The following is a 23,410-nucleotide window of genomic DNA, read 5'->3' as shown; positions in this document are numbered from 1 at the left end:
CTCAGGCGTGCCGGTCGAAGCCGCCTTCGGCGTCGATCACTTGTCCGCGGATCCACGCGCCGCGGTCGCCGACGACGAACTCGACCACGTCGGCGATGTCGTCGGGCGAGCCCCAACGGCCGTCGGGGAACCGTGACGCCACGCTCTCGTGGAGTTCTGCGTCGGCGTAACCGGTGTCGACCGGGCCCGGGTTGATGCAGTTGGCGATGATGCGACTCGGCGCCAGCGCGTGGTCGAGCGACGCGGTCATCTGGTGCAGCGCCCCTTTGGTGACCGCGTAGGCGATCTCGCCGTCCATCGGGCCGAGGTGCTGCCCGCTGGTGAACCAGACGAGCCGTCCGAGCGGTGGAGCGTCGGTCGGCGCGGGTTGGTGGACCTCGGCGAACCGCTGAGCGAGGAGGACGATCGATCGGACGTTGACCGCCCACGCGCGATCGAGTTCGGTGGCGGTGACGTCGGCGAGCGACGCCGACGAACTGCGGGCGTGCACCGCGGCGACGATGTCGAGTCGCCCGTGTGCGTCGATCACCTCGTCGACGAGCCGCCGCGGCGTGTCGGGGTCCTCCAGATCGTGGCTGAGCACCGGCACGCCGACGTCTGGTGGCTCCGACCCGCCCCAGGGCATCTCGTCGTCGTGTGGCGACCAGCCGGTGGCGACCACGGTGGCCCCGGCATCGTGGAGCCGACGGGCGACGGCAGCGGCGATGCCGACCCGCCGCGACACTCCGGTCACCAACGCCACGCGGCCAGACAGTTCGAGCGGAGCCATCGACCGAACTTAGCCCCCGCTTGTTTCCCCCGGTCCCGGTCGAAAAGAAACAACCGCTTGTTTCCTTTGGACCGGGTCGAAAAGAAACAACCGAACGAGACACGGGTCCGAACGATCGCGAAAGAACGTGGCGCACCGAGGCGCCCACGGCTTAAATGGTCGGATGGCCTCGCGATCGAAGTCCGGATCCGCACGCACCGCGCCGAAAGGACGCGCCACCGCGTCGCGCAACGAGGCTCGGAGCGGGCGGTCGTTCCTGTCGCCGACGATGGAGTGGGTGCTCGCCGTCGTCGTGTTCCTGTTGGTCCTCGCGGCGATCTTCTACTTCTTCGGCGACATCCGCTCGACGCTCGGCGGCACCACCTCGCCGGCCGACGTGTCGCGCGATGTGGCCGTCGCCGCGGCCACCGTCACCTGACGATCGGGCCGTCCGCGGCCGCCGCCGTATGATCGCAGGGTGAGTGATCTGCAACCGATCGTCGGTGTCGTGATGGGTTCGTCGAGCGACTGGCCGACCATGTCGAGAGCTGTCGGCATCCTCGAACGGTTCGGCGTGCCGCACGAAGCCGAAGTGGTGAGCGCCCATCGGATGCCCGACGAGATGTTCGCCTACGCCGAGGCGGCACGCGGCCGAGGCCTGCGGGCGATCATCGCCGGAGCCGGGGGCGCAGCTCACCTGCCCGGCATGCTCGCCGCGAAGACCGTGGTGCCCGTGCTGGGCGTGCCGGTCGCGTCGAAGCACCTGTCGGGGCAGGACTCGCTGTACTCGATCGTGCAGATGCCCGGCGGCATCCCGACGGCGACGTTCGCGATCGGCGAAGCCGGTGCCACCAACGCGGCGCTCTTCGCCGTCGCGTTGCTCGCCGCCGACGACGATCGTCTGCACCAGGCGCTGATCGACTACCGCACCGAGATCCGCGACATCGCCGCGTCGTCCACGCTGCCTCCCGCCGACTGACGATCGAGATGCACCGCACGATGCTGGAGCACGCCGTGACGCCGGGAGACCACCGATGACGAACGACGCCGCGACGGTGCCGTTGCGCGGTCCGATCGCTCCGCCCGCCACGATCGGGATGCTCGGTGGCGGTCAGTTGGGCAAGTACGCGCTGATGGCGGCCAACGCGATGGGGTATCGCACGCTCGTCCTCGATCCCGACCCGTCGGCGCCATCGGGCGTGGTCGCCAACGACCATCTCGTCGCCGCGTACGACGACCCGGCATCGTTGCGTCGCCTCACGATCGACTGCGATGTGATCACCACCGAGTTCGAGAACCCGCCCGCCGCCGCGCTCGCGACGCTGGCAGGTTCGACGCAGGTGGCGCCGCGTCCGTCGAGTGTGGGCATCGCACAGGACCGCGTCGCCGAGAAGGAGTTCCTGCTCGACAACGGATTTCCGGTCGGGCGCCACGTCGTACTCGACGACGCGATCCCGATCGCCGACGACGTGTTGGACGAGGTGGCCGATGGTGGTGCGATCGTCAAGACCGCACGCCTCGGGTACGACGGCAAAGGACAGCGGCGCGTCACCGGTCGCGCCGAGGCGCTCGCCGCATGGGCCGAGCTCGGTGGGGTCGTGTGTGTCGTCGAGGAGTTGCTCGACCTGCGATGTGAGGTGAGCGTGTTGGTGGCGCGCACCTCCGACGGTCGTGTCGACACGTGGCCGGTGGCCGAGAACGTCCACGTCGACGGCATTCTCGACGTGTCGATCGTGCCGGCCCGGATCGACCCGGTCCTGGCTGATCGAGCGGTCGGTCTGGCGATGGCGCTCGCCGACGCGCTCGACTACGTCGGCGTGCTCGCGGTCGAGATGTTCGTGGTGGGCGACGAGTCGGGTGCCGACACGATCCTGGTCAACGAGATCGCGCCGCGTCCGCACAACTCGGGTCACTGGACGCTCGACGTCAGCGTCACGAGCCAGTTCGAGCAGCAGATCCGAGCGGTGTGCGGGTTGGGCCTGGGCGACTCGTCGATGACCGCGCCCGCTGCGGCCATGGTCAACGTGCTCGGCGACATGTGGTTCGACGAGCCGTCCGACATCGCGGTCGAACCCGACTGGGCCGTCGTGCTCGACGAGCCTGCGGCAACGCTCCACCTCTACGGCAAGACCGAGCCGCGGCGCGCCCGCAAGATGGGCCACATCACGGTCAGCGCGCCGACCCCCGACCTTGCCGCTCGCAAGGCGCTGGCCCTCCGCACCGCCGCCGCCCACTGACCGTCATCCGGTGTCAGACACCGATTGACGAGCGGTGAACTCTGGACTGGGCGAGTTTCGTCGCGAGCGGGGGTGTGTGGGCGTGCCATAGATTGACGCCATGTTCTGGTCCGCACGCGACATCCCTGACCTGCACGGCAAGACGGTGGTGATCACGGGGGCCAACGGTGGGCTCGGGCTCGCTTCGGCCAAGGCCATGGCCGGCAAGGGCGCCCGCATCGTGATGGCTGCCCGCAACCAGGCGAAGGCCGTCGATGCGCGAGACGAGATCCTCGCCGCCCACCCGGACGCGTCGCTCGAGATCGTCGAGCTGGATCTGGGCTCGCTGGCCTCCGTCGCGTCGGCCGCCGAACAGATCGCCGCAGCGCACGACCGCATCGACGTGTTGATGTGCAACGCCGGCGTCATGGCCATGCCCCAGGGCACGACGGAGGACGGCTTCGACACGCAGATGGGGATCAACGTGCTCGGCCACTGGGCGCTCATCTCCCACCTCCTCCCGATGCTGGTCACGACGCCGGGAGCTCGGGTCGTGACGCTGTCGAGCACGGCGCAGCACACGGGCACGGCCATCGACCCGGACGATCCGCACATGCGCGAGAAGTTCGACGAGTGGCGGATGTACGGCCAGACGAAACTCGCGATGCGCCATCTCGCGGTCGGTCTCCAACAGCAGTTCGATGCGGCCGGCGTCGATGCGAAGGCGCTCTCGGCGCAACCCGGCCTGACGAACTCCGACCTGCAGACGACGACCCACTCGCACGGTGGTGCCGGATTGCTGGGGTCGATGTCGGTGAAGCTCGTCGAGACGATCGGCATGTCGACCGACCGTGGCGCGCTCAGCCAACTCCGGGCCGCGACCGACCCTGATGCGCCCGGCGCCGGTTTCTACGGACCGCTGTTCGCGACCAACGGCCCGCCCGTGCGCAAACCGTTGGTCCGCCCCGGCACCGAGTCTGCGATCGATGCGCTGTGGCGGGTCGGTGAAGCCGAGACCGGCCTCGAGATCGACGTCGCCGCCGCCCTCGCTGCCAACTGACGCCATAGGCGACGCCTCCCGAGGGTGATTTTTGGCCTGGGCGAAAATCGTCGCGTGAGGGTGATTTTTGGACTGGGCAGATGTCGTCGCGTGGGAGGATGGCCGCATGAGCGACGACTATGGGAACCGGTGGCGTGCCGCGGCCCGTGCTGCCGCGTTTGTGCCGTACGAGCCGGTCGGCGACACGATCGACGGCATCTGGCCGAGCGGATTCGGTGGGCCACCGGAGGCGACCGGACACCTCGCCATGGACGCACGGCGCGACGGGGCGGATCTGTCGGTCGACACCATCGCCACGCCCTCACACGGCGATCCGAACGTACGCCGCTCGATGCTCGTCCATGATCTGCTCGGCCGGCGCGTGCTCGACCAGAGCAAGATCGAACTGCCGTACTCGATCACCGTCGAGAGCGACGATCGCGACATCTCGGTGTCGGGGCGACCGACCACGTTCACCGGGGTCCGGACCGCCGGGTCATCTCGCTGGATCGGGGAGGCGACGGTCGACGGTCTGCTCATCCGAATCGAACTCGACGGCGCCGTCGACTTCGAGCTGCGCCCCTGCACCGACCCGAACGCCCTCGCTCCCGGACCTCCGGGTCAAATGGTGTCAGACACAGAATGACGGGCGGGTCGCAGCGATCGTCAGAGCGAGTTGGCGAGGCGGATCTGTGACGCGCTGGCGAGGAAGGTGCCGTCGGGGGCCCATGCGCTGAGGGATTCGTCGACCCATCCGTCGGCGGAGACGGTCGAGCGCGTGTCGAGCAGCATCCACGGCGACGTCGTCGTGTGGACGCCGGGCGCGGGACGAATCGACAACTCGACGGTCGGAAACGCGACCAGGTCGGTCATCGTGGCCGCCGCTGACGGTGCGAGCGCGTCGAGCAGGATGACGAGTCGCGCCAGGTCGACGGGTGCTGGATCGTCACGGAGTCGGATCCACGCCGCCAGGTGAGCGTCGTCGCCGCCGGCGTAGGGGCGCTCAGCGGTCGTCGGACGGATCTCGATGAACGCGCCGAACGGGACGAACTCGATCGGCATGGCGAACTCGTCGCACTCGGTCGGCGCCGCGTACGCGGGCATCGGTGGCGTGACGTCGCGGAGGGCGACCTTCGACCGCCCGAACAGCGCCGACATGGACACGCACTGCGTGCCTCGGCTGGTCAGCGTGGCGTGGGCGGTCGCGATCGTCCGGTCGTGGTCGGGAGCATCGACCGTCACCGCCACCTCGTCACGCACCGCTCGGGAGAACCGAGCCTGAATGCTGCGGACCTGCGTCTCGTCGAGACCGGAATCGAGTACCGCTCGCAGCGCGAGCGCGAGTCCGATCCCGCCGTGGAGCCCGCCGAAGCCGTGCAGCGCCGGTGACACCTCCGCAGGCCCGGCGATGTCGGCGACGGCGTCCTGCGGCGTCGACAGACGAGACGGGCGAGTGGCGGCGGATCGGGGCGTGTCGAACATCATGAGTTGCATCATAAGACTGACTGTGTCAATGTGTCCACATGACCTCTCAGACCGTCGATGAACCGACTGCTGCAAGCATCCGCCGTGCCCGTCGGACGCTGCTCGTGTCGGCGCTCGCCACCCTTGCGACCTTCCTCGACACGACCATCCTCTACGTGGCCTTCCCCGACATCGCGAGCACGTTCACAGGCGCCGGCACCACCGAGTTGTCGTGGGTGCTCAACGGCTACACGATCGTGTTCGCCGCACTGTTGGTTCCGGCAGGCAAGGTCGCCGATCGGCTCGGGCACCGCAAGGTCTTCTTGATCGGATCTGGCGTGTTCACGGCGACGTCGATGCTGTGTGGCCTCGCGCCAAACGTCGAGTTGCTCAACACGTTTCGACTCGCCCAGGCGGTCGGTGCGGCGATGCTCATTCCGTCGTCGCTCGCCCTCGTGATGGCGGCGTTCCCGCGGGAGCAGCTTCCGAGGGCGGTCGCGATCTGGGGCGCTGCGGGCGCGGTGGCGGGAGCGCTGGGACCGACGCTCGGCGCCGGCGTCGTCGAAGCGCTCGGCTGGCGGTGGGCGTTCTTCATCAACCTCCCGATCGGTGTGTTCACGATCGTCGCCGGGCGGCGGGTGCTCGCCGAATCGAGCGACCCGACCACTCGCATCCCGTCGTTCGTCGGTGTCGCACTCGTCGCCGGAGCGGCCGCAATCCTCTCCTACGGCGTGGTCGAGACCGACCGTTTCGGCTGGCTCGACCAGCGCACGATGATCGTCCTCGCGATCGGTCTGGCCACGCTCGCCGTCTTCATCGTGCATCAGCGGCACACGGTGGCGCCTGCCCTCGATCTCGAACTGTTCGGCATCGGCAACTTTCGATGGGGAAACCTCGCGGGGCTCGCGTTCGGCACCGCCTTCTCCGCGATGTTCCTCGGATCGATCCTCTTCCTCACCGAGGTGTGGGGCTGGTCGATTCTCGCTGCCGGCTTCGGCGTGGCCCCCGGACCGGCGCTCGTGGCGATCATCGCACCGCGCGCCGGTTCGCTCGCCGGTCGGATCGGGCAGCGACCGCTCCTCGTCGCCGGCGGATTGTTCTACGCATCGGGCGGCCTCTACCGGTATGTGTTCCTGAGCGACGATGTCGACTACGTCGTCGACTATCTGCCGTCGATGCTGCTCACCGGAATCGGCGTCGCCTTGTGCCTCCCACAACTCTCCAGCGTCGTGGCGCAGGCCCTTCCGCCCACTCGTATCGGTGTCGGCGGAGCGGTGCTGCAGGCAATCCGGCAGTTCGGTGGCACCCTCGGCGTGGCGCTCACCGTCGCGATGCTCGGCACCCCCGCGTCGCTCGCCGCCGCCCTCGCCGGATTCGATCGGATCTGGCTGGTGATCATCATCGGCGGGCTCGCCACCACCCTCGTCTCGCTACCGCTGCGAACCCGACCGGTCGTCGAGCCGCACACGGCCGCACCCGCCGGTGCGTCGACCTAGCCTCGTCTCATGCGCCGCAAGAGCTTCGCCGACATGAACTGCTCGGTCGCCCGCACCCTCGACGTGGTCGGCGACCCGTGGACGTTGCTGGTGGTCCGCGACCTGTTTCGTGGGATCGCGCGATTCGACGACCTGCAGGAGAGTCTCGGCATCGCCCGCAACACGCTCACCGCTCGCCTCACCCAACTCGTCGGCAACGGCATCGTCGAGCGAGTCGAGTATCAGCCGCATCCTCCGCGCTACGACTATCGCCTCACCCGGAAGGGGCGTGCGCTCGGCCCCGTGCTGCTCACGCTGATGGCGTGGGGCGACGAGTGGGGAGACATGGGCGAGCCGCTCGTCGTCACCGTCGATCGCACGACCGGCCGACGGGTCACCCCCGTCTTCGTCGACGAGGAGACCGGCCTGCCGCTCACCGATGGCCGCTTCGAGACGCGCGCTGCCGACGCCTGATGGTTGCGCGCCGCCGGGTCGGCGTGTGCGGCTGTCAGTAGGAAGCGCCGGCGGGGCCGGGCTTGCGGCGGCCGCCGCGGCGTTCGCGAGGCTTGGCGACCTGGCGGACCGCCGCCACCTCGACCTCGACGTCGGGGACCTCGATCTCGCCGTCGAGCACCTTGCGCATCATCGCGAGGTGCTCCGGTGAACTGCCGCAGCATGCGCCGATGATCTGGATGCCGGCCTCCCGCTGGCGGACGGCGTGGGCGGCCATCACCTCGGGGGAGCCGCTGTAGTGCAGTTCGGCACCGACCCACTGGGGCATGCCGGCGTTGGCCTTGCTCACGAGGAGGATGTCGGCGTTGGTGGCGCGCATCTCCTCGAGCGCCGCTTCGGTGTCGGCGAGGTTGTTGCCGCAGTTGGCACCGACCGCGTCGACGCCGATCTCGGCGAGCCGGGTGACCGCATCGGCGCCGGTGACGCCCATCATCGTGCGACCCGCGGTGTCGTAGCTGAGCGTTGCGCAGATCGGCAGGTTGCTGACCGATCGGGCGCCTTCGACGGCGGCGGCGATCTCGTCGAGGTGACTCATCGTCTCGATCCACAGCACGTCGGCACCGCCGGCGTCGAGCCCTTTGGCCTGTTCGGCGAACGCCGCCGCACACGTTTCGGGTGTCATCGAACCCATCGGTTCGAGCAGTTCGCCGGTCGGACCCATCGAGCCGGCGACGAGCACGCGGCGGTCGGCGGCATCGGCCGCAGCGCGAGCCACGCGGGCGGCGGCCTCGTTGAGTTCGAGGACGCGGTCGTCGGCCTGGTGCAGCTTGAGGCGGAAGCCGGTGCCACCGAACGAGTTGGTGAGCACGATGTCGGAGCCGGCGTTGATGTAGTCGGTGTGGACCGCGGTGACCCGGTCGGGATGCTCGACGTTCCACAGTTCGGGAGCCCCGCCCGACTCGAGACCGCGCGAGAACAGCTCGGTTCCCATGGCGCCGTCGATCAGCAACACGCCACGCTCGTCGATCAGGTCGTGCAGGATGGTCATCCGAACAGTCTGCCGGACAAATCCGCTTGTTTCCCTTGGTCCCGGTCCAAGGGAAACAAGCGGGTCGTCAGCTGGTGCGGCGGTAGCGGAGGTCGGTGATGGGGCGACCGGCGTCGAGGCCCCGCTGTTCGAAGCGGGTGAGCGGCCGCTCGTCGGGTCGCTCGACGATGCCGCCGGTGAGCCGCGGTTCGGCCTCGCACACCTCGTGCATCAACTCGGCGTAGTCGACGATGTCGGTCGCGAGTTGGAGTTCTCCACCGATCTCGAGGCGGTCGGTGAGCGCCGTGACCATGTCGTGGCGGACGAGCCGGCGGTGGTGCTGGCGCGGCTTCTTCCACGGATCGGGGAAGAACACGCGGACGATGCGCAGCGACTCGGGGCCGACGCGATGGAGGAACTGGATGACGTCGCCGTACACGACGCGCACGTGCGGGAGCGGGTCGTTCTCGATCGCGTCGAGGACGGTGACCACGCCGGGATCGTGCACTTCGACGCCGAGCACGTCGTAGTCGGGCTGGGCGCGTGCCATCTGGATCGTCGACTCGCCGTGACCGAACCCGATGTCGAGCACGACACCACGCTCGGGATCACGGCCGTCGGCGTTGGCGAACGTGTCGTTCCAGTCGAGCAGCGGGCCGTCGATCGGCACGCTCCACTTCTCGATCCACTCGTCGAACTCCGCTTGTCGTTTCGGCGAGAGCCCGCGACGGCGGACCTTGAACGTGCTCGCCGGTCGGGCCACCACGCGGGCGCCCGACTCGGAGTCGGTGAGGGTGCCGATGCCCCGCACTCGCTTTGGTTGCTCGTCGCTCACGTTCGTGGAACCTACCGAGGTCGGGTCAGTTGCCGGTCAAACCGCCGAGACCGGCCTGGAAGGCGCGGAGCCCTTCGATGAGCGACGCGGTGAGCGCTTCGAGTTCGGTGCCCTTCACGTCGACCGAGATCGGCACGTCGAGTTGGACGGGGACGTCGACGTCGATCGGGATCGTCTCGTTGATCGGGATGTCGACGGTGAGGTCGATCGGCACGTCGAGGTCGATCGGCACGGTGATGTCGAGGGGGATGTCGACGCCGAACGGTCCGTTGATCGTGATGCGCGTGTCGAACTCCTCGTCGATCGGGATGGAGGTGCTGATCGGCACGGCGATCGTCCTGTCGATCGCGAAGTCCTGCTGGATCGAGATGTTCTCGTCGATGTTGACGGTGAAGTCGATGGTCGACGACCCGAAGTCCTCCAGCCCGGTGACGGCCTGGTCGAGCCCGTCGTCGATCGACGGGCCGAGTTCGTTGACCTGCTCGACGAAGCCGTTGACCTGCGACGCGAAGATCGCTGCGCCGGCCTCGACGCGTTCCATGTCGTCGCGGGTGGTGGCGAGTTCGGCGCGCGTGTCGTCGAGTTCGTTCTGTGTGGCGTTGGCTTTGGTGAACATCACCGCCAGCAAGACGAGCGAGCCGAGTAGCGCGAGTGCGAACACGCTCATGACGGCGACGAGGTTGCGGTGGATCCAGCCGGCGCTGCTGAGCCGAGGCTCGTCGTCGATCGGCTCGTCGATCGGGACGGCGCCGTCTGACGCGGCCATGGCGATGACGGGCATCTCGTCGGTGTCGCCGATCGGCGGCGTCGCGTCGATGCGAGGGTTCTCGGCGGTGATCGGGTCGTCGTCGACTCCGTTCACGTCGCTCTCTTCGGGCGTGTTGTCGAGGGTGGGGTTGGTGGCGTTGTCGTCGGTGGTCATGGCGACCTCCTCTTCGGGTTGTTCGGGGTCGGGGGCACGGTTGGTGAGACGGTTGGTGGGTTCGGCGTCGGTGGGATCCGCCGCCGTGGCGGCGCGGCGTCGGAGCAGGGTGAGGCAGAGGACGAGGCCGACGCCGAGGGCGGCGGCGCTGGCGAGGAACGTGTCGGCGATCGACTGGGCGGTGAGGTTCTCGGTGGCCTCGGCGAGCGCTGCGGGAAACTCCGGGTCGGTGAGCGGTGGCAGGTCGAGGTCGCCGCGCAGCGCGTTGAATCGGGCGAGTCCCCATGCGGTGAGGGCCGAGAGGCCGACGCTGAGGCCGATCATCCGTACCACCATCACCACGGCAGCGGCCGCGCCTCGGGCGTCGGGATCGGCGTGGTCGACGACGGCCGAGGTGGTGGGTGCCACGGTGAGGCCGATGCCGGCGCCGAGCAGCGCGAGTTGCGCGGCGAGCAGCGGGTACGGCGTGTCGCCGCCCCACGTGAAGCCCATCAGCCCGTACGCGAGGGTGGAGGCCACGAGGCCGAGCACGATCGGCGGGCCGTACCAGGTGCGTTCGGTGACGCGGCCGCCGACGTACGAGGCGATCGCCATCGCCGCGGTGAGCGCGGAGAGGATCCACCCGGCGACGACCGCCGAGCGTTCGAGGTCGATCTCGACCGCGTTGATGAACAACGGCACGTCGACCATGGCGATGACGAGTCCGGCACCGACGAGGAAGTTGACGATCAGCGCAACGCGCACGTTGCGACCGCGGAACAGTCGAGTGTCGATGAGTTGATCGCGGCCCGCCGCGCGGAGGCGACGTTGCTGCCACACGAACGCGACGGTCGCCGCGAGGGCGAGCGGATACAGGAGGCGGAAGTCGGTGGAGTTGTTGCCGGTGAGCTCGTCGAGGCCCTGGACGCTCTGCACTTCGGCGCTGCCGAGCAGGGCGAGGTTGAGCGAGACGAGCGCGGTGGTGAGCAGTCCGGCGCCGAGCCAGTCGACACGCTGCACGCGAGCGGTCGAACGGTCGTGGTCGGCGAGCGCCCACCACACGGCGATCGCTCCGCCGATGGCGAGCGGCACGTTCAACCAGAACTGCCATCTCCACGACAGGAAGCGGACGAGCATGGCGCCGTACAGCGGACCCCAGACCCAGCCGAGCGTTTCGATCGCGCCGAGCGTGCCGAGCGCCCTGGCCCGCTTCTCGGCGGGGTAGACGTCACCGACGACGGCGAGCGCGACGGGCACCATGGCACCGCCGCCGATCGCCGTGAGCACGCGTCCGATCAGGAGCGGTCCGAGGGAGTCGGCGAGCGGAATCCAGATCGTGCCGACGGTGAAGATCGCGTACGCCAGCATGAAGGTGCGGCGGCGACCGATGACGTCGCTGAGCCGACCGGCGATCGGCATGATCGCGATGAACGCGATGAGGTAGGCGTTGACGATCCAGGCAGCGTCGTCGAGGCCGTCGGGGAGGACGAGCCCGAGGTCGCCGATGATCGGCCGCAGCATCGTCGACACCACGGTGAGGTCGTCGGCCGCGACGAACACGCTGAAGCCGACCGCCCACAGGATCGCCCGGGGCGAAGGTGACGATGCTGGTCGGTCGGTGCTGATCGCGTCGATCGTCATGACGAACCGTCCGTGAGGTTGGCCGGCGGGGAGATGTCGAAGTCGGCGCCGTAGTCGAAGAGTCGCAGGGTCCAGTCGATCGCGTCGGTGTCGTCGGCGCCGGGTGTGGCGGTCGAGAACTCGGCGCGGGTGACGAGCCCGCTCACCGGTTGGATCCAGAAGTCGATGTCGACGTCCTGGTTGCGTACCAGTCGGGCGGTGATGATCGCCACCTGCTCGGCGGGTGCCGTGCCGGTGATGTGGTAGCGGTCGTTGCCGTCGATCTGCTCGGTGCCGACGAACGACACGTCGGTGAGGTTGGCCATGAGCGGCTTCCACCCGTTCTCCGGGTCGAAGAAGAGCGACGGGTCGATGTCGTAGCCGGGCGGGAGGGTCTCGAAGTCGCCGGTGACCGGGTTGGAGAGCCAGATCTCGTCGTCGAGCGCGATCGCACCGAGTTCGGTCGTGAGGGAGCCGTTCACCTCCACTTCGAGGAGGGCTCGCGCCGAGCGCGGCACGGTGAACTGGCCGGTCGCCGTGTTGAGCGAGATCGATTCGAAGCTGTCGATGTAGACGGGCGCCCCGTCACGAGCGAGTTCGAAGGCGACGCTCTGCACGTCGCCCATCGCCGTGGAGGAGGCGGCGATGATCGACGCGGGGTCGGTCGGAATGGTCGGCCCGGTCGCCTCGTCGCTCGCTCCGCTCGACGACGAATCGCCACCGCACGCTGCGACGACGAGCGCGACGACGCTCACGGCGGCGAGCAGGGGCGCCGGGCGGCGCCGGGTCGGCTGCTGGTCGGTGATGTCGGTTGCGGCGATGCGGGTCATGGGAGTCCTCCGTGTGAAGCGACGCACAGAGCGCCGAACAGCAGTACAACCTTCCACGCCCGGCGATATTCCGCAGGTCGGGCTGCGGGTGGTGAACCGGTCAGACGCGCAGTTTCATCGTGACGTCGCGGCCGAGGGCGATCTGCAACGCGGTCGAGCACTCCTGGTTGAGCTTGCTCATGTTGCGGAGGTCGTCTTGATCCCAGCGGTGGAAGCGGACGGGGGTCGACGCGACGACGTCGGCGCTCGCCGGGTCGTGGGAGAAGAAGCTCATCTCGCCGATGAACGTCGGTGCATGCCGCTCGATGCTCACGCCGTCGGTTGCCTCGACGTGCACGTTGCCGTCGATGAGCAGCGCGAGGTGTTTCATCTCGACGCCTTCGGCGCAGAACTGTTCGCCCACCGGCGCGGAGTCGGTCCGTCCGATCGACCACAGCAGGAGGAAGTCGCGCCGGCTGAGCGACGGGAACAACTCGCGACGGATGTGCTCCTCCTCGGTGGAGAGCGCAACCGAGTTGCGTCGCACGATGCGGACCGCCCGCCAGATGTTGGCGCACGAGAACAGGATGTTCCAGACGATGGTGGTCGGGGTGCCGCTGATGATCGCCCACGTGATGAACATCAGGCTCTGGATGATCAATGCGACGCGCAGTTTCAGCCCGCCGGGCATGAGGCTGGCGACGACGTACGTCAGGTAGGCGAGGTTGAGCGCGACCGTCTCGAACTCCAACTCTCCGCCTCCTCGCGTTGCTCGTCACCGACTCGAGTGCCGTCACCTTAATCGTCACGAGGAGGTGGCTGGCCGTATCGTGCCAGGCGTGAGCGGCTCCGACGATCCGACAGCGGCTGTCGATCGATCGGCGACCGAGTCTCGTGCGGGTGCCGAGGCGAGATTGCGGCGGCGGATCAATCGTCAGGCGGCGTCGGTGACCGCGGCCGTCGCCCCGTTCGGCATCGTGTTCGGTGCCGCGGCAGCAACGGCTGGGCTGACGCTGCTCGAAGCCATCGGTTTCTCGGTGTTGGTGTTCGGTGGCAGTTCGCAGTTCGCGGCGGTCGAGATTCTCGGCGACGGTGGATCGGTCGCGTCGGCGGCGATCGCCGGGCTGCTGCTCAACGTGCGCTCGCTCGCGTTCGGGGTGATCATGGCCCCTGCACTGGCGGGAGCGTGGTGGCAGCGGGCGTGGATGTCGCAGCTGATGATCGACGAGTCAACAGCCGTCGGCACGGCACAGGACGAGCGGCGTTGGCGCCGCTACGGATACCTCGCAGCGGGGATCGGCGTGTTCGTGGTGTGGAACCTCACGACCATCGTCGGGTTCGTCGTGTTCAGCGAAGCCGGGGACCTCATCGACGATCTCGGTCTCGACGTCGCCGGCCCGGCCGCGTTCTTGGCGCTGCTGTGGCCGCGCCTGTCACAGCGTCCGCAACTCGCGGTCGCCGTCACCGGGGCGCTCATCGCCCTGGTCGTGGTGCCGATCGCACCGGCGGGCGTTCCGATCCTGGCCTCGATGGTCGCCGTGTTCGCCGCGCGGTTCGTGCCGGAAGGGGCGTCGGCCGATGAGTGACGCCGCGATCGTGTTGCTGGTGATGACGGCGGGGACGTATGTGCTCAAGTCGGCCGGCCCGCTGGTGCTCGGCACGCGGCGCCTGCCCGCATCGGTGCAGCAACTCGTCGACCTGCTCCCTGCGGCGCTGCTGGCCTCGCTCGCTCTGGTGTCGACGCTCGGCGACGGCCAGCGGTTGGTCGTCGACGCCCGGGTGGTGGGCCTGGCGGTCGCCGGTCTGGCGTTGTGGCGGCGTCTGCCGTTCGTCGTGGTGATCGTGCTGGCCTCGGCGGCAACGGCCATTGTCCGTCTCGTCTCGTGACGGTCGGTGGTCGTTTGTCTGGATCACGTCCAGGAAGTCTCACGACTCCGTAAAGTTCGTCATGTCGCCACCAGCGGAGGCCGACAACCTCTGTGATGAGGTACGCACCCCGCACGAAACGGCATGTCGTCGCTGCCGCCATCGCTGCCGTCGCGGTGGTCGCGCCACTCACGATCTCGTCCGCAGCGACGCCCGAGGTCGGCGTGGCCGAGATGGCCGCAGCACAGCGGCCGGCGTCGCGTACCGGTGTGGTCACCCGCACCGTCGAGACGACGACCACCACGACGCTCCCGCCGGCTCCTCCGTCGAGCGAGCAAGCGCTGGAGATACTGGCGCTCGTCAACCACGAGCGCACCTCGCGCGGGCTGCAACGATTGCAACTCGAAGTGAAGTTGAACAACGCGGCGCAGAAGCACACGGCCGAGCAGGCTGCGATCGGCGACATCTACCACTTCGCCGCCGACGGCACCGGCCCCGGTGACCGGATCACGGCTGCCGGCTACGCGTTCAGTTCGTGGGGCGAGAACGTCGCCGCCGGACAGCGTTCGTCCGAGCAGGTCATGGATGCCTGGATGGCGAGCCCCGGACACTGCCGCAACATCTTGAACCCGTCGTACACCGAGTTGGGTGTCGGCTACCTCGAGACCTCCAACAGCTACCGCACCTGGTGGACGCAGAAGTTCGCTCGCCCGCGCGGTGTGGATGCGCCGGCGGGCACCTACAACCCCGCCTGGTGCTGAGCCGTCACGGCCGGCTCAGGCCTTGGTGCGCTGCTTGCCCCAGTGGTCCATCGCACCCGTGCGCTGATAGCGCTCGGGACGATCGTCGGGGCCGAGCACGTCGGTCGCCAACCACAACCGCTTGAGCCACCTGATCGCTCCGGTGTCGGGGTCGTCGACGTACCGGCGACGTCCGTGGAGCACGTGGTAGTTGTTGATGAACTGCATCTCACCGGGATGGAGCAGCATCTCGACCTGATTGTCGGCATCGAAGATCAACGCGTCGTACGCGTCCATCGCAGCGCGCTGCAGATCGGTGAGGCGAGGTGCCTCGGCGTGTCGCTGTGAGGCTTCGATGAACGGCCGGATGTAGCGAATGAACAGACGGTCGCCGTGGCGGGTGAAGGTCGGCACCGAGTAGTAGGGCCGAGCGCCCTCGGCTTGTTCGCCGCGGAAGTCGTAGGGCAGCGGTTCGTAGAGCGCAGCCGCCAGGTCGGGCTGCGTGCGAACGAGCTCGTTGTGGGCGTACAACGCGTTGGCGACGAGGCTCTCGCCGCCGCTCACCCCCGAGTTCAGGCAGAGCAGCCCGACGAGGTCGGAGCCGTCGCTGTGGAACGTGAGCGGATGACCGCCGATCTCGTTGCCGCGAGCGGTGGGGTCGTCGGGGGCCTTGCCTTGGTCGCGCACGTCGCCGAGCAGATGGCCTCTGGCGTTCTGCGGCCACGGATCGCCGAGATGCATGCCGATGCCCCAGTAGATCCACGACGCGTCGTCGGGTCCGAGGCGGTCGACGTCGATCGTGCCGATGCGGCCGAAGCCGCGGCCGTCGACCAACTCTGCGGCGAACGCTTCGAGGCGGGCGTGCAGCGTGGGGAGCGGGAAGTCGTCGACCGTGATGTCGAGCACATCGTCGCTCACCGTGCGAGCGTGGGCGAGCGCCTGATCGAGTTCGCGCAGCTCGTCGTCGCTGAGCTGCAGCGTCCAGTCGGCCGGGTCGGCCACGTCGCGGGCGCGCCATTCGGCTCGTGGTTCGAGCGGCGCGACCGACGCTGGTGACATCGGTTCGGGCTGGATGTCACCAGGCTGCGTCATCAGGCCACGCTCGCCGGTGCGGGCTTGGCGCCGCGGACGAGGCGACCGGGCAGTGCGTCGGTGGCCTCGCCGCTGCGGTACGTCTCGTGACCGGCCACGATCGTGTGCAGCCAACCGTCGGCTCGCTGCAGGAGGCGTCGGCCTCCGGCGGGGAGGTCGTGGGCGATCGTCGGTTTGTGCAGTCGGAGGTTGGCGTGATCGAGCACGTTGAGGTCGGCGCGGTAGCCGGGGGCGATCACACCGCGGTCGAGGAGGCCGACGGTGCGAGCGGTCTGCTGGCAGTGGCGCTGGACCAGGAACGGCAGGTCGATGCGGTCGGTCTCGCGATCGCGGCCCCAGTACTGGAGGAGCGTGGTGGGGAAGCTGCCGTCGCAGATGGTGCCGACGTGAGCGCCGCCGTCGCCGAGCCCCGGCACGGTGTGCGGGTGCACGAGCATCTCGTGCACGGCATCGAGTCGACCGTCGACGTAGTTGAGGAACGGGATGTAGATGAGGCCGCGGCCATCGCCGTCGGCGCCGAGCATGACGTCGATCGTGAGTTCTTCGGGCGTGGTGCCCGAGGCCGCGGCCCGCGCGGCGAGTGACGAGGAGAGTGCCGGCTCGTAGTCGGGGTCGTCGCTCATCTCGAACAGCAACTCGAACTTGGTGATGAGTCCGCCGCCGAGCTTGTCGCGCTCGCGCGTGGCCATGCGGTGGCTGTCGACGAGGCGTGCGCGGAACGCTGGATCGCGCAGCGCAGCGACCTTCTCGGCGAGCGGGAGGTCGGCGATCTCGGCGAACACCGGGTTGTTGAGGAACGGGTTGAGCGTGCACTCGAGCCCGAGGATCAGCCCGACGGCGCGAGCGGCGACCTGCCCGGTCATCGTGAGTCCGTCGGCGTTGGCCGCGGTGATGTGGTCGAGGATGCCGCGGAAGGCGTCAGGCAGCATCGGGTTGCGGGCGACCGAGATCGACATCGGGCGGCCCGACCGTTCGATCATCGTGCGCAGCGTGCGGAACTCGTCGTCGACGTCGAGGAAGTCGGACACGACCTGCAGCACGCCGGTGCCGGCCGCGCCGACCCCTTCGGCGATGCCGATCAACTCGTCGGGAGCGGCGGTGAGCGTTGGCGTGTATGCGCCGGTCGAGGTCTTGTGGTTGCGGGTGCGGCTGGTGGTGAAGCCGAGTGCACCGGCTTCGATCGCCTCGCGCGCCAGCTCGGCCATCGCGCCGATGTCGGCCGGCGTGGCGTCTTCGTGGTTGGCGCCGCGCTCGCCCATGACGTTGAGGCGCAGGGCGCCGTGTGGCACCTGCGCGGCGACGTCGATGTCGTGCGGGCGGGCGTTGACGGCGTCGAGGAACTCGCCGAACGAGTTCCAGTTCCACGCCAGACCTTCGTGCAGCGCGGCGCCGGGGATGTCTTCGACGCCTTCCATCAGTTCGATCAAGGCGTCGTGGTCGTCGTCGTGCACCGGCGCGAACCCGACACCGCAGTTGCCCATGACCACCGTGGTGACGCCGTGCCACGACGACGGTTGCATGCGTTCTTCCCACGTGGCCTGACCGTCGTAGTGCGCGTGGATGTCGACGATGCCGGGGATGACCAGCGCGCCGTCGGCGTTAATCTCCTGCGCGCCGCGACCGTCGACGGTTCCGACGTCGACGATGATGCCGTCGCGCACCCCGACATCGGCGGGCCGCGCCTCACTCCCGGTGCCGTCGATGAGGCTCCCATTGCGGACGATCAGGTCGTACTCAGCCATGACAGCATCTTCCCATGTCGCCCTCGATCACCGAGAGGCGGGCCTTCTCCCTGCCAGCGGCCCCGGGTGCTCGACTGGCTCCTGATCTCAAGGAGCTCGGACAGATCGACGATCAGCGGGCGCCGAGATCGTTCGGGAACCAATGGACCAGGACTACGGTCTGCGCGACTGTGCGGTCAGGGACCCGGCCGGCAACCTGATCCGCATCCAGCAACGAACCTGAGAGGTCCACCGACATGGCAACCGACCACGGCAGCACCGGCGACGTGAAACTGCTCGCGGGTGGGAACCCCCAGATCCCCAAAGGTGACGGTGACGGCCCGGTGCAGGCGTACCTCGCCGCGATGCCGGACTGGAAAGGCGAGATCGGCCGTCATCTCGACGATCTCGTCAACGAGGTCGCCCCGGAAGCGCGCAAGGCGGTGCGGTGGAACTCGCCGTTCTATGGTGTCGAGGGCAACGGTTGGTTTCTCAGCCTGCACTGCTTCACGAAGTACGTGAAGGTCACCTGGCTCAACGGGGCGCAACTCGACCCGCCACCACCGGTCACGTCGAAAGACGAGCGGGTCCGGTACTCGAACATCGCCACGCTCGACGAGATCGACGACGACCAAGTCCGTGACTGGATTCGCCAGGCAGCGCAGGCCCCTGGCGATCCGTTGTTCTGACGATCGCCACTGACTGCCTACCGGTCACTCGGACAAGCGTGCCGATGGCCTGAGGATTCTTCGAAAAACTTGTGCCGCTGTGGTGGTCGGAGTGGCCGATGTGCGACTGCCTGATCGGCGTTCGCGTCCGTCGGCATCGGCCGGCCCGCGGCGTCGCGATCTCGTCATCGGCGGCTCGTCGACCGCTGCTCGGAGCCGTGGGAGCGCGGTGTCGAGTTGGCGTTCTCGTCGCCGCTGCAGAGCCCTTGTGCCCCTGTGAGATCGTAGTAGAATCGTACACATGTTCGATGAGGTGATCGACGAACTGGCCGAATGCTCGCCTCGCCGGCTCGATGCGGCGTTGGAGGCCGCCGAGCTCGCACGCCGTGATGCGGAAGCTCGGATCGCCGCAGTGACGGCGGTGATCGCGGCACGGGGCGGCTACCGAGATCACGGCTATCGGTCGATGCGGACGTACTTGAAGGGCAGGCTCAACTGCTCGGGCGCAGCGGCGAACAAGATCCGCAGACGTGCCGACCTGGTGAACCTCGACGTCGCTGTCGGCAACGGTCTGCTCGCCGGTCGCATCGGCTCCGACCAAGTCGACGTGCTCGCGAAGGCGGCGCTCCACCCGGTGGCCGGGCAGCGCTTCGCCGAGTTCGCCCCGCAGTTGCTCGACCATGCCGAGCACCTCGAATTCCGCGACTTCGACACCGTGGTGGCGCACTTCATCACGCAGGCCGACCCCGACGGTTCGTTCGACGATCAGCGGTTCCACGAGAACGAACGGACCGCCACCGTCGCCGATGTCGACGGCTCGATCGAGGTGCACGCGTCGGGTGGATCACCGCTGGCCGCAGCCGAGATGAAAGCGATCTTCGACCAGGCGGTCGAAGCCGAGTTCCACAAGGACTGCGCAGCGCGTCGCGCCGAACACGGCGAGGGTGCCCTCGGTGCTCCACTCCCGCGGACGGCGCAGCAACGCAGGTTCGACGCGCTGTACAACATCTTCATGGCCTCGGTGACGGCACCGGTCGGCGGCAGGGTCCCCGAGCCGCTCGTCAACATCGTGATCGACCAGGTCACCGCCGGCCGAGTGCTCGAAGCGCACGGGCTCGTCGAGTCCGCCGACATCTCGGGCATCGGACCGGAGGCATTCGCCGAGGCGGAGGCCGACCTGCTGGGCCGGCACTGTGCGGTCGAGGGCACTCCCGTGCATCCCGACATCGCCCTCGCAGCGATGATCGGCGGACGGATTCGCAGGGCGATCATCGACGCCGACGGCGTCACGATCGATCTCGGCCGCACGCAACGACTGTTCACCGGCAAGGCTCGCGAGGCCGCCCAACTCCTCGCGGTCACCTGCACGCATCGAGGATGCGACGTTCCCGCGAAGTTCTGCGACATCGATCACCGCATCGAATGGGCCGCAGCGTCCGGAGCCACCGACCAGCGCAACGCGATGACCCTCTGCGGAGTGCACGACAGATGGAAACACGCCAACTCGATCCGCAGCCGCCGAGCGGCGAACGGTCGGATCTACCTCATCAGACCTGACGGATCGGTGATCGCACCCGTTGGCGAAACCGAACCCGACTGGGCCGAACCAGTGCCAGCGTGAAAGGCGAGTCGAGCTCAGTCGTCGGTGCCGAACGAACCGACCACGTCGAGGAACTGGTCGATGTCGTCGTCGGTGATCTCGATGCTCAGCGCGATCAAGCCGCGGCGGGCGATGTAGTAGCCGTTCGCGAGGCAGTGGAAGTAGAAGAGCTCGCGGAGCCGGTCGTCCTGGTCGGCGAGATCGGCGGCGGTGCCGACCGGGCCGGCCGTGCCGTGCACGTTCATCAACGACCCGACACCGGTGGCGCACATCGGCAGCCCAGCGGCCGCGAACGCTTCGTTCAGCCGCACCCGCAAGCGCTCGCCGCGAGCGTGCACCTCGTCGAGCAGTTCGGGCGACAACACCTCGGTGAGCGCGGCGACACCGGCGGCCATCGAGGCGACGTTGTTGTTGAAGGTGCCCGCATGCGCGAGCGTGCCGCCTGCTGCCGGGTCGAAGTTGGCCATCACGTCGGCTCGACCTCCGAACGCACCGAACGTGAGCCCGCCGGCGAGGTACTTGCCGAGCGTCGTCATGTCGGGTTGCACGCCGAGCAACTGCTGCGCGCCGCCCGTCGAGAAGCGTGACGTCATCACCTCGTCGAACACGAGCAGCGCGCCGTGATCGTCGCACAGCGACCGGAGCCCGGCGAGGAACGCCGGTGTACCCGGGATGCAGCCGCCCGATCCCTGCATCGGCTCGACGAGCACCGCCGCGATCTCCACACCGTGCTCGGCGAACGCAGCACTCACCGAGTCGAGATCGTTGAAGTCGCACAGCACCCAGTCGTGCGGGACCGTGACCGGGCTCGGCTCAGCCCCGAAGGTGAGGACGCCGCCGTGGTAGCCGTTGCGGAACACGACGACCTTGCGTCGGCCGGTGTGGTGGGTTGCAACGGCCAACGCCATCATGTTGGCCTCGGTGCCCGAGTTGGTGAAGCGCACCTGATCGAGCGACGGGAAGCGCTCGACGATCAGCTCGGCGAGGCGCACCTCGTTCTCGTGCACCGCGCCGAGCGACCAGCCCGACTCGAGCGCTGCCCGAGCAGCCGCCAGCACCGGTTCGGGGGAGTGACCCAGCAGGCCGGCCGTGTAGTTGCCGAGCAGGTCGACGTAGCGGTGCCCGTCGAGATCCCAGAGGTGTTTGCCTTCGGCGCGATCGACCCGAATCGGGAACGGATCGACGTGCAGCACCGATCGGGTGTTGCCGCCGGGCTGCACGCGTCGGGCGCGATCCGACCACGTCGCCGCCTCCGGATGGGCGGCAACGAACGAGGCCCGAGCGGAGGTGACGGCGGCATCGAGATCCATGAGCGTGAGCATGTCACGAACGCTCACCGTCGGGACGGACGCTGGATCAGGCGGGCGTGAGCTCGCCGACGTCGGTGGCGTCGACGATGGCCTGTGCGGCGGCGAGCGCAGCTTCGGGGTCGACGTTGAGTTGGCCGGCGGCGATGACGGTCACGTTGGTGAGACCGAGGAAGCCGAGGAACGTCGTGAGCCACGTCGACGAGAGGTCCGCCGGCGAACCGACCGGAACCCCGCCGGAGGCGACGACGATGTACACCGGCTTGTCGTCGATCAGGCCCTGCGGACCGGTTTCGGTGTAGCGGAAGGTGGTGCCCGCGCGGGCGACGAGGTCGGCCCAGGCCTTCATGGCGGCGGGCGGGCCGAAGTTGTAGATCGGGAGTCCGATCACCACGGCGTCGGCGTCCATCAACTCGGCGATGTACTCGTCGGCCACGGCGAGCTCGGCGGTGTGCTCGTCGGTGCGCTGATCGGCAGGCGTCCACATGGCGGCGAGGGTCGCCTCGCTGAGCAGCGGCACGCCGGCGGCGAGGTCGCGGCTCTTGACGGTGACGTCGCCGGGGATCCGGTCGATGAGTCGGCTTGCCAACTGGCGGCTGACCGAGTCGCCGCGGCGAGCTGAGGAATCGATGCGAAGAATTGTTGTCATGGCAAGGATCGTACCGAAATAGTTCAAGGTGCAACTATTTCGGTCGAACGTCACAGTTCGGAATAGTCGCGCGGGACAGCGGGTTGTGCACCCGATTCGTCACCCGGTCGTAGCCTGAGTGGCGATGTTTCTCGGTGACGACCTCTTGGCGTATCTCGTGCTCGCGTTCGGCGGAGCCCTGTTCGTCGGCAACCTGCTCGCCGTCGTCAAGCCACCCGAGCGTCAACTCGACGATGCGAACCTCGAGGCCGCCCCGGTGGCGCGTAGCCTCGGCTTCGCGGCGATCGGTCTGGTGGCGGCGATCTGGGCGATCGCCACGCTGATCTCGGGCTGACCCCGATCCGCCGTCAGCTCTGGCCGATGGTCACGACGATCTGGCCGGTCACGCCCAGATCGCTGTACGAGCTGGCGACCATGATGCCGTCGCGCTCGTGGGTGTAGGTGACGGCCTGGTCGGACGTGTACGTCGCCGTCTCGGAGAACCCGGCGGCGACCAGCTGTGCCACGTAGTCGTCGAGGTAGGCGATCGGATCGCCCTCCGGGGTGCCGGCCACGACGACGTTCATCGACGTCGCGTCACCCATGAAGGTGCCGGTGGCGTCGCTGAGCCCGACGGGCTGCGGAATGTCGGAGGGCCACTGATCGGGGATGCCCGGACCCGACTCGAACGTCGATCCGTCGTCGCTCGAGATCACGACGCTGCCGCTGTCCTCGTCGATGTCGGTCACCATGGTCTCGCCGTCTTCGCCGGTGACGGTGAATCCGCCGTCGCCGTCGGCCTGGCCGGTGACGACCTCGCCGTCCTCGTCGGTGACGACGAAGCTGCCGTCTTCGCCGACCTGCACCGAGCCGCTGCCGTCGTCTCCTTCGAACTCGAGCGTGCCACCGGTGTCACCGTCGATGTCGAACGTGCCGCTGCCCTCGTCGCTGTCGAACACGACGTTGCCGTCGTCGTCGACGTTGATCGAGAAGCCGCCGTCTTCCGACTGCAGGGAGAAGCCGCCGTCACCGTCGAGATCGAGGTCGATCTCCTGGCCCGACTCGTTCTCGATGAGTCGTTCGAGCGCCGCCTCCTGGCTGGAGCTGCTGTCGCCGCACGCCGTGGCGGTGAGGGCGATGATCGCCGTCGTCGCGGCGAGGGTTCGGTTGCGAGGTGTCATCGGATGTCTCCAGGTCGAGC

25 protein-coding genes and 1 pseudogene are annotated in these 23,410 nt (G+C 68.4%); 14 read left to right on the top strand and 12 right to left on the bottom strand.

Features of this window, described 5'->3' with window-relative positions:
- Position 1: 1 nt before the first annotated feature.
- Positions 2-769 (bottom strand): SDR family oxidoreductase, encoded by a 768-nt coding sequence (locus tag YM304_RS21000; protein WP_015443746.1) that lies wholly within the window; start codon positions 767-769, stop codon positions 2-4.
- A gap of 163 nt (positions 770-932) precedes the next feature.
- Here YM304_RS21000 and YM304_RS20995 point away from each other — a divergent pair, with 163 nt between their 5' ends.
- From YM304_RS20995 to YM304_RS20975, 5 genes are all read left to right on the top strand, one after another.
- Positions 933-1,187, top strand: coding sequence for a hypothetical protein (locus YM304_RS20995; RefSeq protein WP_015443745.1), 255 nt, complete (start codon positions 933-935; stop codon positions 1,185-1,187).
- A gap of 48 nt (positions 1,188-1,235) precedes the next feature.
- Positions 1,236-1,727: a 5-(carboxyamino)imidazole ribonucleotide mutase gene (gene purE, locus YM304_RS20990; protein ID WP_041301028.1), complete on the top strand. Its 492-nt coding sequence runs from the start codon at positions 1,236-1,238 to the stop codon at positions 1,725-1,727.
- A 55-nt stretch (positions 1,728-1,782) separates the two neighbouring features.
- Positions 1,783-2,985: a 5-(carboxyamino)imidazole ribonucleotide synthase gene (locus YM304_RS20985; RefSeq protein WP_015443743.1), complete on the top strand. Its 1,203-nt coding sequence runs from the start codon at positions 1,783-1,785 to the stop codon at positions 2,983-2,985.
- A 100-nt stretch (positions 2,986-3,085) separates the two neighbouring features.
- On the top strand, positions 3,086-4,024 hold the full coding sequence (locus YM304_RS20980; protein ID WP_015443742.1) for an SDR family NAD(P)-dependent oxidoreductase: 939 nt from the start codon (positions 3,086-3,088) through the stop codon (positions 4,022-4,024).
- A gap of 106 nt (positions 4,025-4,130) precedes the next feature.
- Positions 4,131-4,649 carry a hypothetical protein gene (locus YM304_RS20975; RefSeq protein ID WP_015443741.1) on the top strand — a complete coding sequence of 173 codons (519 nt, stop codon included), beginning with the start codon at positions 4,131-4,133 and terminating at the stop codon, positions 4,647-4,649.
- 20 nt (positions 4,650-4,669) lie between these two features.
- Here the strand turns inward: YM304_RS20975 and YM304_RS20970 are convergent, their stop codons facing one another.
- Positions 4,670-5,488, bottom strand: coding sequence for an acyl-CoA thioesterase (locus YM304_RS20970; RefSeq protein ID WP_162142128.1), 819 nt, complete (start codon positions 5,486-5,488; stop codon positions 4,670-4,672).
- A gap of 38 nt (positions 5,489-5,526) precedes the next feature.
- Between YM304_RS20970 and YM304_RS20965 the strand changes: the two genes are divergently transcribed.
- Positions 5,527-6,963 carry a DHA2 family efflux MFS transporter permease subunit gene (locus YM304_RS20965; protein WP_015443739.1) on the top strand — a complete coding sequence of 479 codons (1,437 nt, stop codon included), beginning with the start codon at positions 5,527-5,529 and terminating at the stop codon, positions 6,961-6,963.
- 9 nt (positions 6,964-6,972) lie between these two features.
- Positions 6,973-7,416: a winged helix-turn-helix transcriptional regulator gene (locus YM304_RS20960; protein ID WP_015443738.1), complete on the top strand. Its 444-nt coding sequence runs from the start codon at positions 6,973-6,975 to the stop codon at positions 7,414-7,416.
- 34 nt (positions 7,417-7,450) lie between these two features.
- Here the strand turns inward: YM304_RS20960 and bmt are convergent, their stop codons facing one another.
- The 5 genes from bmt to YM304_RS20935 all read right to left on the bottom strand — a co-directional run bounded on the left by bmt (position 7,451) and on the right by YM304_RS20935 (position 13,338).
- Positions 7,451-8,443 (bottom strand): betaine--homocysteine S-methyltransferase, encoded by a 993-nt coding sequence (gene bmt / locus YM304_RS20955; protein ID WP_015443737.1) that lies wholly within the window; start codon positions 8,441-8,443, stop codon positions 7,451-7,453.
- Between the two features lie 67 nt (positions 8,444-8,510).
- Positions 8,511-9,257 (bottom strand): tRNA (guanosine(46)-N7)-methyltransferase TrmB, encoded by a 747-nt coding sequence (gene trmB / locus YM304_RS20950; protein ID WP_083908522.1) that lies wholly within the window; start codon positions 9,255-9,257, stop codon positions 8,511-8,513.
- Between the two features lie 25 nt (positions 9,258-9,282).
- Positions 9,283-11,799, bottom strand: a complete 2,517-nt coding sequence (locus tag YM304_RS23325; protein ID WP_015443735.1) for an MFS transporter — start codon at positions 11,797-11,799, stop codon at positions 9,283-9,285.
- Complete coding sequence (locus YM304_RS20940) at positions 11,796-12,608, bottom strand: LppX_LprAFG lipoprotein (RefSeq protein ID WP_015443734.1); 813 nt, start codon at positions 12,606-12,608, stop codon at positions 11,796-11,798. Before YM304_RS20940 ends, YM304_RS23325 begins: the two co-directional genes overlap by 4 nt.
- A gap of 100 nt (positions 12,609-12,708) precedes the next feature.
- Complete coding sequence (locus YM304_RS20935; protein ID WP_015443733.1) at positions 12,709-13,338, bottom strand: Crp/Fnr family transcriptional regulator; 630 nt, start codon at positions 13,336-13,338, stop codon at positions 12,709-12,711.
- Positions 13,339-13,426: 88 nt separating this feature from the next.
- Here YM304_RS20935 and YM304_RS20930 point away from each other — a divergent pair, with 88 nt between their 5' ends.
- The 3 genes from YM304_RS20930 to YM304_RS23320 all read left to right on the top strand — a co-directional run bounded on the left by YM304_RS20930 (position 13,427) and on the right by YM304_RS23320 (position 15,214).
- On the top strand, positions 13,427-14,173 hold the full coding sequence (locus tag YM304_RS20930) for an AzlC family ABC transporter permease (protein WP_051071534.1): 747 nt from the start codon (positions 13,427-13,429) through the stop codon (positions 14,171-14,173).
- Entirely contained in the window at positions 14,166-14,474 is a 309-nt protein-coding gene (locus YM304_RS20925; RefSeq protein WP_015443731.1) for an AzlD domain-containing protein, read from the top strand. The genes YM304_RS20930 and YM304_RS20925 overlap by 8 nt, the downstream gene beginning before the upstream one ends.
- A 95-nt stretch (positions 14,475-14,569) precedes the next feature.
- Positions 14,570-15,214, top strand: coding sequence for a CAP domain-containing protein (locus YM304_RS23320; RefSeq protein WP_051071533.1), 645 nt, complete (start codon positions 14,570-14,572; stop codon positions 15,212-15,214).
- A gap of 15 nt (positions 15,215-15,229) precedes the next feature.
- Here YM304_RS23320 and YM304_RS20915 read toward each other — a convergent pair whose 3' ends face one another.
- Together YM304_RS20915 and YM304_RS20910 are read right to left on the bottom strand one after the other, a co-directional pair.
- Positions 15,230-16,285, bottom strand: coding sequence for a TauD/TfdA family dioxygenase (locus YM304_RS20915; protein WP_197536910.1), 1,056 nt, complete (start codon positions 16,283-16,285; stop codon positions 15,230-15,232).
- Positions 16,285-18,027 (bottom strand): N-acyl-D-amino-acid deacylase family protein, encoded by a 1,743-nt coding sequence (locus YM304_RS20910; RefSeq protein ID WP_015443728.1) that lies wholly within the window; start codon positions 18,025-18,027, stop codon positions 16,285-16,287. The genes YM304_RS20915 and YM304_RS20910 overlap by 1 nt, the downstream gene beginning before the upstream one ends.
- Positions 18,028-18,136: 109 nt before the next feature.
- Between YM304_RS20910 and YM304_RS25805 the strand changes: the two are divergent.
- The 3 genes and pseudogenes from YM304_RS25805 to YM304_RS23315 all read left to right on the top strand — a co-directional run.
- Positions 18,137-18,250, top strand: a pseudogene (locus YM304_RS25805) (VOC family protein); the annotation flags it as partial.
- A gap of 13 nt (positions 18,251-18,263) precedes the next feature.
- Positions 18,264-18,695 carry a DUF1801 domain-containing protein gene (locus tag YM304_RS20905; RefSeq protein WP_015443727.1) on the top strand — a complete coding sequence of 144 codons (432 nt, stop codon included), beginning with the start codon at positions 18,264-18,266 and terminating at the stop codon, positions 18,693-18,695.
- 280 nt (positions 18,696-18,975) lie between these two features.
- On the top strand, positions 18,976-20,295 hold the full coding sequence (locus YM304_RS23315) for a DUF222 domain-containing protein (protein ID WP_015443726.1): 1,320 nt from the start codon (positions 18,976-18,978) through the stop codon (positions 20,293-20,295).
- Between the two features lie 14 nt (positions 20,296-20,309).
- On the opposite strand, the gene YM304_RS20895 is transcribed toward YM304_RS23315, so the two are convergent.
- Together YM304_RS20895 and YM304_RS20890 are read right to left on the bottom strand one after the other, a co-directional pair.
- Entirely contained in the window at positions 20,310-21,596 is a 1,287-nt protein-coding gene (locus YM304_RS20895; RefSeq protein WP_015443725.1) for an aspartate aminotransferase family protein, read from the bottom strand.
- Between the two features lie 34 nt (positions 21,597-21,630).
- Positions 21,631-22,230: an FMN-dependent NADH-azoreductase gene (locus YM304_RS20890; protein WP_015443724.1), complete on the bottom strand. Its 600-nt coding sequence runs from the start codon at positions 22,228-22,230 to the stop codon at positions 21,631-21,633.
- A 124-nt stretch (positions 22,231-22,354) separates the two neighbouring features.
- Between YM304_RS20890 and YM304_RS20885 the strand changes: the two genes are divergently transcribed.
- Positions 22,355-22,564 (top strand): hypothetical protein, encoded by a 210-nt coding sequence (locus YM304_RS20885; protein ID WP_154723584.1) that lies wholly within the window; start codon positions 22,355-22,357, stop codon positions 22,562-22,564.
- A 13-nt stretch (positions 22,565-22,577) separates the two neighbouring features.
- Here the strand turns inward: YM304_RS20885 and YM304_RS20880 are convergent, their stop codons facing one another.
- Positions 22,578-23,390 (bottom strand): hypothetical protein, encoded by an 813-nt coding sequence (locus tag YM304_RS20880; protein WP_015443722.1) that lies wholly within the window; start codon positions 23,388-23,390, stop codon positions 22,578-22,580.
- Between the last annotated feature and the right edge of the window lie 20 nt (positions 23,391-23,410).

Source organism: Ilumatobacter coccineus YM16-304, from assembly GCF_000348785.1.
Lineage (GTDB): Bacteria > Actinomycetota > Acidimicrobiia > Acidimicrobiales > Ilumatobacteraceae > Ilumatobacter_A > Ilumatobacter_A coccineus.
This window is presented reverse-complemented; position numbering and strand designations above follow the sequence as displayed.

What these genes read in the sequence shown, in the direction of transcription:
- YM304_RS21000 (WP_015443746.1), bottom strand. Translation starts at nt 769, where the DNA reads ATGGCTCCGCTCGAACTGTCTGGCCGCGTGGCGTTGGTGACCGGAGTG.
- YM304_RS20995 (WP_015443745.1), top strand. Translation starts at nt 933, where the DNA reads ATGGCCTCGCGATCGAAGTCCGGATCCGCACGCACCGCGCCGAAAGGA.
- YM304_RS20985 (WP_015443743.1), top strand. Translation starts at nt 1,783, where the DNA reads ATGACGAACGACGCCGCGACGGTGCCGTTGCGCGGTCCGATCGCTCCG.
- YM304_RS20980 (WP_015443742.1), top strand. Translation starts at nt 3,086, where the DNA reads ATGTTCTGGTCCGCACGCGACATCCCTGACCTGCACGGCAAGACGGTG.
- YM304_RS20975 (WP_015443741.1), top strand. Translation starts at nt 4,131, where the DNA reads ATGAGCGACGACTATGGGAACCGGTGGCGTGCCGCGGCCCGTGCTGCC.
- YM304_RS20970 (WP_162142128.1), bottom strand. Translation starts at nt 5,488, where the DNA reads ATGATGTTCGACACGCCCCGATCCGCCGCCACTCGCCCGTCTCGTCTG.
- YM304_RS20965 (WP_015443739.1), top strand. Translation starts at nt 5,527, where the DNA reads ATGACCTCTCAGACCGTCGATGAACCGACTGCTGCAAGCATCCGCCGT.
- YM304_RS20960 (WP_015443738.1), top strand. Translation starts at nt 6,973, where the DNA reads ATGCGCCGCAAGAGCTTCGCCGACATGAACTGCTCGGTCGCCCGCACC.
- bmt (WP_015443737.1), bottom strand. Translation starts at nt 8,443, where the DNA reads ATGACCATCCTGCACGACCTGATCGACGAGCGTGGCGTGTTGCTGATC.
- YM304_RS23325 (WP_015443735.1), bottom strand. Translation starts at nt 11,799, where the DNA reads ATGACGATCGACGCGATCAGCACCGACCGACCAGCATCGTCACCTTCG.
- YM304_RS20940 (WP_015443734.1), bottom strand. Translation starts at nt 12,608, where the DNA reads ATGACCCGCATCGCCGCAACCGACATCACCGACCAGCAGCCGACCCGG.
- YM304_RS20925 (WP_015443731.1), top strand. Translation starts at nt 14,166, where the DNA reads ATGAGTGACGCCGCGATCGTGTTGCTGGTGATGACGGCGGGGACGTAT.
- YM304_RS23320 (WP_051071533.1), top strand. Translation starts at nt 14,570, where the DNA reads ATGAGGTACGCACCCCGCACGAAACGGCATGTCGTCGCTGCCGCCATC.
- YM304_RS20915 (WP_197536910.1), bottom strand. Translation starts at nt 16,285, where the DNA reads ATGACGCAGCCTGGTGACATCCAGCCCGAACCGATGTCACCAGCGTCG.
- YM304_RS20910 (WP_015443728.1), bottom strand. Translation starts at nt 18,027, where the DNA reads ATGGCTGAGTACGACCTGATCGTCCGCAATGGGAGCCTCATCGACGGC.
- YM304_RS20905 (WP_015443727.1), top strand. Translation starts at nt 18,264, where the DNA reads ATGGCAACCGACCACGGCAGCACCGGCGACGTGAAACTGCTCGCGGGT.
- YM304_RS23315 (WP_015443726.1), top strand. Translation starts at nt 18,976, where the DNA reads ATGTTCGATGAGGTGATCGACGAACTGGCCGAATGCTCGCCTCGCCGG.
- YM304_RS20895 (WP_015443725.1), bottom strand. Translation starts at nt 21,596, where the DNA reads ATGCTCACGCTCATGGATCTCGATGCCGCCGTCACCTCCGCTCGGGCC.
- YM304_RS20890 (WP_015443724.1), bottom strand. Translation starts at nt 22,230, where the DNA reads ATGACAACAATTCTTCGCATCGATTCCTCAGCTCGCCGCGGCGACTCG.
- YM304_RS20885 (WP_154723584.1), top strand. Translation starts at nt 22,355, where the DNA reads ATGTTTCTCGGTGACGACCTCTTGGCGTATCTCGTGCTCGCGTTCGGC.
- YM304_RS20880 (WP_015443722.1), bottom strand. Translation starts at nt 23,390, where the DNA reads ATGACACCTCGCAACCGAACCCTCGCCGCGACGACGGCGATCATCGCC.